The sequence below is a fragment of the Cellvibrio sp. genome (genome assembly GCF_053579595.1).
This window is the reverse complement of sequence record NZ_JBRFPI010000509.1, coordinates 1-2,588: the sequence shown is the minus strand read 5'-3', so window position 1 is coordinate 2,588 and position 2,588 is coordinate 1. Positions and strand designations below refer to the sequence as shown.

Sequence of the window (2,588 nt, the reverse complement as noted above, 5' to 3'; positions counted from 1 at the left end):
GGCAATGCCTGCAGGTTATCTATCTTCCAATCCCAATACTCCTTGGGTGGCGGGTCCTGCGACCAATGATAATTATTTTCGGGTTAAGGAATTATTTTCTAGCGCTTATCTGAATAATCTTCAGGTTAAGTTTACTCGTGTTATTTGTGGTAACCCACAGCTGCACCCAGTAAAAAATCAACTAGTACCTGTGGCTTATATTCAGGGGCAAAAATATTTCACCATTATTCCAAAGCAAAATGACAATTCTGAAAATAACTCTGCATGGGTTAATGGTGTTCAGGTAACCCCAACCAACTCCCAGCCAACAAATGCTGTAGTAACCAACTGGAATTTCACTGTTCCGTCTGCTGGTAACTACGATGTTTACGTCCATTGGGTCTCGAATAAAAATCAGGTTGCCAATATCGCTTATGCGGTAGATGGGCAAGCCCTCAAATCAGCCTCATTAGATCAAAATATTAATGCGGGTATTTGGACCAAACTGATTAAAAACACCCAATACGCTGCCGGCGAGCACAGCATTAAAGTTTCTGTAGATGCCAATGGTAATTATGTTGTCGATGGCGTCAGGGCTGAAAAAACGGCTCAATAATTTCTTCTTGTAAACTCTCTCACTCTACGTTTTTGTCGCTTTCCACCAGGAGAGCGTTATCTATAAATATGGAATAGCGTATGAAAATATACAAAATTACTGCACTTTGCCTTTTATTTGTTTCACCTCTACTGAAAGCGCAAGAGCAGTTTTATTCTACTGTTGATGTGACTGCGAATGTTCTTGAAATTGCCTCCGATAAAAAATTGGGAGCCACCTTAAATGGTGGGGCTTCAATTATTACAGGACTTAGGGGTTCGCGAGCAAGTGGGAGTAGTTGGTCGACTTCAAGTTCTGGATATTATTGGGAAATTTTCTGGGTAAAATTAAATAAAACGGTTAATTGTGCAGGGGAAAATATTAGTGATTTCATTTTACTACCTGTAGCTGTCGAGGCTATCGAAAGTAATTATGCAGCTAGCAATCCTTCTACGCCTTGGGTGGCTGTTCCAAGTCCTGATGATATTTATCCAAGTGTAAAAAATTTATTTTATAGTGCCTTTACTGGTGGTCTTCAGGTAAAAATTACACGGGTCATTTGTGGCAATCCTCAATTACATCCCATTAAGAACCAGCTGGTACCTGTTGCTTATATTCAGGGCCAAAGGTATTTCACCGTTGTCCCCAATTTATCGGGTAGCACTTCAAATAACTCAGCTTGGGTGAATGGAGTTCAAGTTACGCCAGCTAATGCTCAACCAACCAACGCGGTTGTAACCCATTGGAATTTCACCATTCCAAACACTGGGAATTACGATGTGTATGTGCATTGGGTATCTAATAAAAACCAAGTCGCCAATATTTCCTATGCAGTGAATGGACAGGCTTTGAAATCAGTCGTGCTGGATCAAAATATCAATGCGGGTATTTGGACCAAGCTCATTAAAAATACGCAATATTCAGCCGGTGAGCAAAGTATAAAAATCTCTGTTGATGCTAATGCCAATTATGTTGTTGATGGCGTAAGAGCTGAGAAAACTGCGCAATAGACGCGGTCACTCTGATTTGTTATTGGCAGGTTTGTCGTTTACAAATTCTTTGTATTTGTATGCGCATAAAATGTGTAATTATTTTTTTCGTTATCATAATTTCTAAATGGAACCGTTATGAAACTCCAGCATGATGCAACCGGATCAAATAAAAATAGTTATTTGAAGCTGAAAGTTAATAAATTTTTTGTTGCTATAGCCATTTTTGTTTCATCTGCAACTGGTTGGGCCCAAACCTCACCTCAAGTCAGTTTGTATTTTGAACCCCAGCAGGTCGTTACTGGGGAGTCGACATACCTTCGCCTTGTGACAAGCCCAGCAGCCTCATGCCGCGACAGTGACGGTTCCTCAATTACGCTGGATCAGTTCGGTGCAGCCAATATTAAATATGATGCGGTGAATGAAAAAATTTCCGTACAGGTTATTTGTACCAATGTCTACGGCAGTACCGAAAAATCAGCGTATTTGCGTGTAGATGGCAGATCTATATTAGATGAACAGATTGCGGAGGCCGCTTCCGGTCAAAATAGTTCAAATGGCGGAACGCCAGACAGCGGATTTAGTTTCAGTAGCTTTTGGAATAGCTCCTTTTTTGATTCGATAATTGCGTTTTTCAACAATTTATTTTCGAGCGAAAGCACATCACAACATGCAACAGAACCTTCGGCATTTGCCGGTGTGACACCAACTACTTATGACCTGACAGTAGATCGCCTGGGTGCCGCCGTTTATAGTCTTCCCATTTCAGTTCCCAATGGTATCGGCGGTGTAAAGCCAAATATTACCGCTGTTTACAACAGTCAATCACCCAATGGTTTATTGGGTAAAGGTGGTTCTCTCGGAGGTTTGAGTGCAATCAAACGCTGCGCGCAAACCTTAGTGCGCGATGGCGTAAATAAAGCCATTAGCTGGACGGTGGAGGATCGTTTCTGTATCGATACCCAACGTCTGATGTTGGTTGCCGGTACACAAGGCGAAGCGGAAAGCCAATACAAAACTGAAAT

Annotated in this window: 3 protein-coding genes; all 3 read left to right on the top strand. The window is 41.5% G+C overall.

The annotated features are described in order from the left end of the window. The coding region (locus tag ACWA6V_RS20480) for a golvesin C-terminal-like domain-containing protein (protein ID WP_449524221.1) at positions 1-595 on the top strand (595 nt) is incomplete at its 5' end. Positions 596-675: 80 nt separating this feature from the next. Further along, a complete protein-coding gene (locus tag ACWA6V_RS20475) occupies positions 676-1,584 on the top strand; it encodes a golvesin C-terminal-like domain-containing protein (RefSeq protein ID WP_449524220.1) in 909 nt (302 codons plus the stop codon). Between the two features lie 117 nt (positions 1,585-1,701). After that, the coding region (locus tag ACWA6V_RS20470; RefSeq protein WP_449524219.1) for a hypothetical protein at positions 1,702-2,588 on the top strand (887 nt) is incomplete at its 3' end.